Genomic DNA, 7,356 nt, shown 5'->3' with positions numbered 1-7,356 from the left:
AATTTTCTGACAAATATTTCTCAAATAAACTTCGAGTAATTTCTACCATCAATCAATGAAAATAATTTCGATCAATCAACCAGTAAAAATCCACACAAGTTGTTCTTCATAATCTCTTAATGATCTTCTTGCTAATTCGTCACCAGCAAGCTAGGTCGGCTATATTACTCTCTATCTCTAGAAAGTCAACCAGTAATGAAAACTATTTTTAAACTTTCTTTCTAAAACCGAACTTAATCAAACTTAACTAAGTCACTGTTTTATCAGAAGTTTTAATCTTCATCACCGCCGATGGATGTGCATTCTACAGCATTTCAGAGTCCTTGCAACACTTCTTGCAAAAATTTTTTATCGTGTGTTTATTTTTCAAACCAATAAAAATATAAGTAATTGTTATATATAGTTAATTTATTTTCATTATTTTTGAATTTTATTGAGTATATCTAACACAACCTATCTACATAAACTATAAGATATTGATTTATTTATGTTTAAATTATAAAAATCTTTATCACATGACTTATATCGTTCAATTCACATTCTATTCTTGTTTGATTCTTCATCAACCTGGCGTTTATATACACAAAACTTGTTTTGTTCGACCTTGTTCCTATAAATAACTGCTCTATTTAAATATAAAAAAATGAACGCCAATCCTAAAAATTAAAAAAGCCACTGCTATGTAGCAATGGCTTTTGGAATATTAAGCAACAATTAGAATTTCATACTGACACGTGCCCAGTAATTACGTCCCATATTATCAAACTGCTCGGTTGCTGGTAAACCTGTCCCGGAAGCACCCATTTTATTTAAGTGCTCGGTATAAGTCCGGTCTAGAACATTATCGACTCCGACTGATACATCCACGCTATCCATAACATGGTAGCTACCGTTTAAAGACAAAATACCAAAGCCTGCGCTCTGCTTGTTGTCATAACCCACAATATTACCTTCGTTAAGACTGATCCGGTTTTGACCATCTACTACACGCCATAGCAATCCAAAATTATATTTGTCTTGAACATAGCGCAAGTTAACACGGGCTTCTAAAGGAGAGATTTGTGGTAACGGCGTATTATCTGTGGTGTTTTCACCCCAAGCATACATGGCGCTGATATCGGCCTGTAGGCGGTCAGTAAACTGGTAACCAATTCCAGCTTCTGCACCAGCGATAGTAGCATCGACATTACGGGTATGTGCTTCGAGCATTCCCATCATGCCAGTAGGTTTATATGTCTTTAACACATAATCATTAATCAAACCTGCGTATGCGGATGCCCATGAGTTGAAATGACCATGCTCATGTTGATAACCAAAATCTAGCTGTAATGTCTTTTCAATATCAATATTGGCAAAAGTATTGACGTTATCATTTCCCGTTTTAGGACTAAATAATTCCCAGTAATCCGGCATACGCTCGACATAACCCAGACCAATATAGGTCTTGCCATCGTCATGATCGGGATGATGATTTTCAAAACGAATAAAGGCACTCGGTAAAGTTTCTTTGCGTTCCTGTTGAGATTGAACAGCGTCTACATTGACCTGATCAAGACGGACACCAGACACTAGCTTATTGTTATCACTAAGCTGATAACTCAGTTCTCCAAAAGCCCCCACAGACTGGAATTCCATATCTTTAGTTCTTGGCTGAGTTTGATACGGCGTCATCAGACTTCCGTTACGTTTAGCATGTTCGTTATTCTGACTATCAATGCCAGTAATCAGCTGTAATTTATCCCATTCATTGGTCATTGCCATACGCGCGTTCAATGTTTTACGTGTCACATTGGTCGCCATTGGCATACTCATCATTCCTCCAGGCTGGAACTCGCGCAAACTAAAATTATCCATAACATGGTCATTAAAGTTGTAGTTCACCTGTGCTTCAATTTTCTTGATCACATCGCTGACATTTTTCTTCTCAAATCTTAGACCTAGACTTTCTCTGGCAAATTTTGAGCCATCCATCGCCCGACCAGCATACACCGCTTCACCATCAGCTTTACCGCCAGTCAGCTCTACCCAGGTATCTGTATCTGGAGTCCAGCCCAATGCCAGATCCGCATTCCAGCGCTCCCAATCTGAAGGTACAGTGGTTCCATCTCCATCTTGATAGCTATTCAATACCGAACGATTGGTATTGAGGCGAATATATTTCTGTTCATCGCCTGCTGCGACTTCCACATTATGATCAAGACGTCCGAAAGCTCCCATCAAGACACTGGCCTGACCGCGATAGTTTTGATCTTGATCAAACTGCTCCGGTGTACGTTCGAAAATCACTGTGGCCGCAGAGCCAGTATTGGCATACTGAACCGTTTGCGGTCCTTTAATCACCGAAATACGGTCATAGCTTTCCGGAGAAATATAAGAGGTCGGCGAATCCATACGACTTGGACAGGCGCCCAGGTTTTCGGTGCCATCAGTTAGGATCTTAATTCGTGAACCAAACATGCCGCGGAACGTCACATCACCATTGGTGCCGGCACCGCTATTGACCGAACTAAAGCCGACAATACTTTGCAAATAATCCGCACCATCACTGGCAGGAATCGGTTGAATCGGCTGTTTTGGATCAGCGCGGACAATCAGCCCATTGGCATCATTACCTGATGCTGACGTCACCACAATCGGGGCAAATGTTTGAACCGGCATGGCGTCATTGGCCATCACTATCGAAGAATAACAAGCAACACAAATCGCAGCCGCAAGTGGCTGTAAAGAAAATTTAGGCTGAGCCATTTCTCTATCTCACTAAATACATAAATTAGGCACGGCTTGAGTCAATACCAACCCAAGCTGAAAAATGCAGATTTATGCAGGCAGTGGTGGCGCTCGCCCCTGAGGAATTAAGAAGAGTTGCTGAAGGACAAACCAGACATGCTTAAAGGTTTTTTGATAGGCAATTAAACGGACATGAATCCGGTCAAGAACCTGTTTGATGTCCAGATCAGGCGGTAAGACTAAATTGGCATGAACCTTACAGTACTGACACTGATGATTGGCATCATGATGATCATGTTGAAGATGATCAGATTGGATAAGGTGACTATGCTCGCCAGCGCTATGCTGCGCATGAGCATCTGTCGCGATAAAAAGCGCACGCGTGATGGTTTCACAGACCGGAGCAACCTGATATTGCTTCGGTAACAAAGGCTGTAAAAATACAGCAATCTGTAGAAACACAGCTGCAAATGCAAATAGCAGCCCCGCGCGTAAAAACACAGGCTATTCCTAAAATATGCTTATGTTGATTATAGCAAAGCCCAATCAGAATTGGGCTTTGCTAGACCATTTAAATAAACTTTAAAATGATCCTAGCGCTTCACTGCCACCTTGTCTTTATTACGCTGGCGTACCAGTTTTTCCACTTTTTCACGTGCACGTTGACGTTTTAATGGCGATAAATAATCGACAAATAATTTGCCATTTAAGTGATCCATTTCATGTTGGATACACACAGCGAGAAGTCCGTCAGCATCGAGATCAAATGCTTGACCTTCCAGATTAATTGCCTCAATTTTTACGCGTGACGGACGATCAACTTTATCGTATATTTGAGGAACTGATAGACAGCCTTCTTCGTAGGGCTGCGTTTCTTCAGTCAATGGTGTGATTTTGGGGTTAATAAACACCATCGGTTGATCTTTATTTTCAGACAGATCCATAACAATCAGCTGAATATGACGATCCACCTGAGTCGCGGCAAGTCCGATACCTGATGCTTCATACATGGTTTCAAACATATCCGCAGCGAGCTGACGAATTTCATCAGTCACTTCTTCGACAGGTTGTGCAATGGTACGAAGACGGGGATCCGGGAAACTTAAAATAGGTAATAAGGCCATACTGCGTCCTCAATTATGCCATTGATCAAAAAACCAAATGAAGGGAATGCTTCATCAAAAAAATGTGTGTAAGATCGTTATTATAACGCAACTACGCACATAATTTTAGGAATTATGATAATGAAAAAGGTTTTGAAGGGCATGCCATTTTTTAGTGCCTTGGGGTTTAAAAATCAGATGCTGGCACTTGCCGTTTGTGTTGGCGTCAGTATGGGGACCATTCATTCTGCCGAGGCAGCACCTGCACGCAACGTCAATCCACCGGCATTAAAAGCCAATGCACCGAACGTTTATGTGGTGAAAAAAGGCGATACGCTTTGGGATATCTCGAAACGCTTCCTGAAAAATCCGGTCCGTTGGCCGGAAATCTGGGCCAGCAATAAGCACGTGAAAAATCCACACTGGATTTTCCCGGGTGACCGCCTGTTGATGTGTGATTACCAGGGCCGCCCGATTATTGGTAAAGACGAAGGTGATGGTTGTGAAGGTATTATCAGCCGCTATCTTGGCAGTACTTCTCTGCAACCCCAGATTCGGGTTGAATCTTTAAATAATACGATTCCCGTGATTCCGCTTGAGCACATCAAGCAGTGGCTAGAACGCTACACCCTTCTGGCACCTGATTCAGTTCAGGGCACACCCTACATTCTCGGAACTGCAGATCAGCGCGTACTGGCTGGCAAAGGTCAGAAAGTCTATGCACGTGGTCACGGCCTGGTAGTGGGTCAACGCTATGCGGTGTATCGTGAAGCTGAACCGTATGTATTTACGGATGCAAATGGCAAGAAATATACGTCTGCACTCGAGCTGCAACAGGTGGCATCTGGTATTGCGGTACGTGGCGAAGGTGATGTCACCACACTTGAACTGACAGATAGTTACAATGCAGAAGTACGTCGTGGTGATCGCGTCTTGCCTGAATACGATCCAATGTTACCGACCCTGTTCTATCCGACCAATGCAGAAAATATTGCTGCCGGTGGTCAGATTGTGCGTGTATTGGGGTCAATTGGTACAGCAGCACGTCATAGTGTCGTTACCATTGACCGTGGTACGGCACATGGGGTTCAGACTGGACATGTCTTTAGCGTGAATCAAAAAGGTGAAGTGGTGACTGATCCTAAAACTAAAGAACGTGTGCAATTGCCGGGCGAGCGTATTGGCCAGATCATGGTATTTAAAACCTTCGATCAATTAAGCTATGCTTATGTGCTGGAAAGTGAATTACCAATCAAGATGGGTGCAGGGATTCAAGCACCTCTTTTAGATGAATAAATATTTGTCTAAATAAAAAAAACTTAATAATAAGAAGACAACCCTATAGGTCTCAATATGCTGAACCCGTTATCGCGCGCGCAACTGGAAACAATTACGTTATGGTATCTGGTTCAGCATTCTCTTTCGAGCTTCTATAAAATCAGTCAACACTATGTCCAACTGACCAATGCCATTCAGCCAGATCAAGTACCCGTCTGGCAGACACTGGGTATTCATGCCAATCATGTACAGCGCTTAAAAGAGTTCCATCTACCAGAAGCGCAACAGAAATTTCAGCGATGTTTGCAGCAGATCCAGCAGGATAGCGATTTTATTTTGTTGCACAGCGATCCGCATTATCCGCAGCAGTTGCATCCTTATGCAGATAAACCACCGATCATTTTTGGTCAGGGTAGATCCGACACCCTGCTTCAGGCACAGATTGCAATTGTGGGCAGTCGCAAACCTAGTCTGCATGGCCGGCAAGTGGCTTATGATTTTGCTTTTTACCTGAGTGAACAGGGTTTTTATATCAATAGCGGTCTGGCACACGGTATTGATGAAGCAGCGCATCGAGCTGCGTTACAGCATCAAGGGACAATTGCAGTGATGGCGACTGGACTGGATCAAACCTATCCAACACAACATCAATCACTACGCCAGCAAATCATTGAGCACGATGGTGCAGTCATCAGTGAGTTTCTACCAGATACGCTGCCTTTGCAACACCATTTCCCACGGCGCAACCGAATCGTCAGTGGTTTAAGTCTAGGTGTGATTGTGGCAGAGGCTGCATTAAAAAGTGGTTCTCTGATTACGGCTAAACTGGCAGCTGAGCAAGGTAAAACTGTGTTTGCCATTCCGGGACATATTTACAGCGAGCATCATCAGGGCTGCCACCAACTGATTCGTGAAGGTGCAATTTTGATTGATCACCCGCAGCAGGTCATCGAAGAACTGGCACTGGCGACGCAATGGCAGGCTTTGGAAAATACTCCCAAACTGGAAGTCGCTGCAGCAGAACCACAACAGATCCCGCCACATCTGCTTAGTCTGTATAACCAGCTGGACTGGGTGGGACAGAGTCTGGATCAACTGGGAACGCAGGTAAAGCAAGAGGTATCTGCTTTGACCAGTCAACTGATGGAACTGGAGTTGCTCGGTTTTTGTACCCAGCAAGCCGGCCTGTATCTACGTTGTCGGATTCTGAAATAAGGTTCACAATAGCGCTTTGTTGTTTAATATAAGGTATCCACATGATCACTACCTCTGTTGCCGAAGCAGCAGCATGGCTTAAAGACGGACAAGTCTTGGCATATCCTACAGAGGCTGTTTGGGGCTTGGGTTGCGACCCCTATAATGAACAGGCATTTCATCAGATTCTAGAATTGAAGCAACGCCCGATTGAGAAAGGTGTGATTCTGCTGGCAGCTCATCTTTCACAGGTAGAACATCTGCTGCAGGATTTAAGCGAAGAAATGCGTGAAAAAGTGATTGAATCCTGGAACCATGACAGACCTGCTGATCGCGCGACCACCTGGCTACTTCCTGCAAATAAAGATATTCCTGACTGGATTAAAGGTCATCATCCTAAAGTAGCCGTACGTGTAACCACTCACCCACTCTGTGTGGCACTGTGTCAGGCCTTTGGCGGTTTTATCGTTTCGACCAGTGCCAACCCTGCCGGCATGGAACCTGCCCGCTCACTTCAGGATGCGATCCGCTATTTTGACCAGAACCTGAATTATCTAAATGGTGACCTCGGTTTAAGTCAGCAACCAAGCCGGATCATTGATGCAGTGACTGGTGTAGTTATTCGTGACTGAGTCCTGTCTGATTTAGTCGGGACACTCAAGCCCGACTAAAGTTTTAAGACAAAAAAAAGCTCAGCCATATAGGGATGGCTGAGCATAAAAAAGGATGTGCATAAATCACATCCAGAGGGTTCATAAAATCTCTGGGAGTCTGATAAAACAAGGATTTTCTTGCTTGATCATTCTCGATGGGCGCATTATGAAAGAAACTGAGTACAACGACAAGTACAATAAAACAATCGAATAATACATATTTTCTATCAATAACTAATGCTTTTTAATCGATATTCAAAATATCCTGCTCTTTCTATTCTCTTTTTAAAATAAAGCGATATTCTTCTATTTGTTTTAACATTTGAAAATTAACATTTAAAAGAGGATTTCAATTAAAAAATCTTGATCAACCGCTCAATGTTTAATCAGACAAAATTCTT

The 7,356-nt window shown here is 43.0% G+C and carries 6 protein-coding genes; 3 read left to right on the top strand and 3 right to left on the bottom strand.

What is annotated here, in order from left to right; translation table 11 throughout:
* Positions 1–714 precede the first annotated feature (714 nt).
* The 3 genes from FTV42_RS07805 to def all read right to left on the bottom strand — a co-directional run bounded on the left by FTV42_RS07805 (position 715) and on the right by def (position 3,851).
* Positions 715–2,745, bottom strand: coding sequence for a TonB-dependent copper receptor (locus tag FTV42_RS07805; RefSeq protein WP_180038392.1), 2,031 nt, complete (start codon positions 2,743–2,745; stop codon positions 715–717).
* Between the two features lie 72 nt (positions 2,746–2,817).
* Positions 2,818–3,228 (bottom strand): DUF2946 family protein, encoded by a 411-nt coding sequence (locus tag FTV42_RS07800; RefSeq protein ID WP_004644876.1) that lies wholly within the window; start codon positions 3,226–3,228, stop codon positions 2,818–2,820.
* A gap of 92 nt (positions 3,229–3,320) precedes the next feature.
* Positions 3,321–3,851, bottom strand: a complete 531-nt coding sequence (def, locus tag FTV42_RS07795) for a peptide deformylase (protein ID WP_180038391.1) — start codon at positions 3,849–3,851, stop codon at positions 3,321–3,323.
* A 120-nt stretch (positions 3,852–3,971) separates the two neighbouring features.
* On the opposite strand from def, the gene FTV42_RS07790 reads away from it, so the two are divergent.
* Genes FTV42_RS07790 through FTV42_RS07780 form a run of 3 tightly spaced genes read left to right on the top strand, consistent with a single transcriptional unit; the run spans position 3,972 to position 6,934 of the window.
* Positions 3,972–5,126, top strand: a complete 1,155-nt coding sequence (locus tag FTV42_RS07790) for a LysM peptidoglycan-binding domain-containing protein (protein ID WP_180038390.1) — start codon at positions 3,972–3,974, stop codon at positions 5,124–5,126.
* A gap of 57 nt (positions 5,127–5,183) precedes the next feature.
* Positions 5,184–6,323 (top strand): DNA-processing protein DprA, encoded by a 1,140-nt coding sequence (dprA, locus tag FTV42_RS07785; protein WP_180038389.1) that lies wholly within the window; start codon positions 5,184–5,186, stop codon positions 6,321–6,323.
* Between the two features lie 41 nt (positions 6,324–6,364).
* The gene (locus FTV42_RS07780; protein WP_121980267.1) at positions 6,365–6,934 is read left to right on the top strand and encodes an L-threonylcarbamoyladenylate synthase; all 570 of its coding nucleotides are present in this window, start codon (positions 6,365–6,367) and stop codon (positions 6,932–6,934) included.
* The last annotated feature ends 422 nt before the right edge of the window (positions 6,935–7,356 follow it).

This window comes from Acinetobacter sp. YH16052 (assembly GCF_013417155.1).
Classification (GTDB): domain Bacteria; phylum Pseudomonadota; class Gammaproteobacteria; order Pseudomonadales; family Moraxellaceae; genus Acinetobacter.
This window is presented reverse-complemented; position numbering and strand designations above follow the sequence as displayed.

Excerpts from the sequence above, each read along its gene's own strand:
- FTV42_RS07805 (WP_180038392.1), bottom strand. The coding sequence starts at position 2,745 with ATGGCTCAGCCTAAATTTTCTTTACAGCCACTTGCGGCTGCGATTTGT.
- FTV42_RS07790 (WP_180038390.1), top strand. The coding sequence starts at position 3,972 with ATGAAAAAGGTTTTGAAGGGCATGCCATTTTTTAGTGCCTTGGGGTTT.
- def (WP_180038391.1), bottom strand. The coding sequence starts at position 3,851 with ATGGCCTTATTACCTATTTTAAGTTTCCCGGATCCCCGTCTTCGTACC.
- FTV42_RS07780 (WP_121980267.1), top strand. The coding sequence starts at position 6,365 with ATGATCACTACCTCTGTTGCCGAAGCAGCAGCATGGCTTAAAGACGGA.
- dprA (WP_180038389.1), top strand. The coding sequence starts at position 5,184 with ATGCTGAACCCGTTATCGCGCGCGCAACTGGAAACAATTACGTTATGG.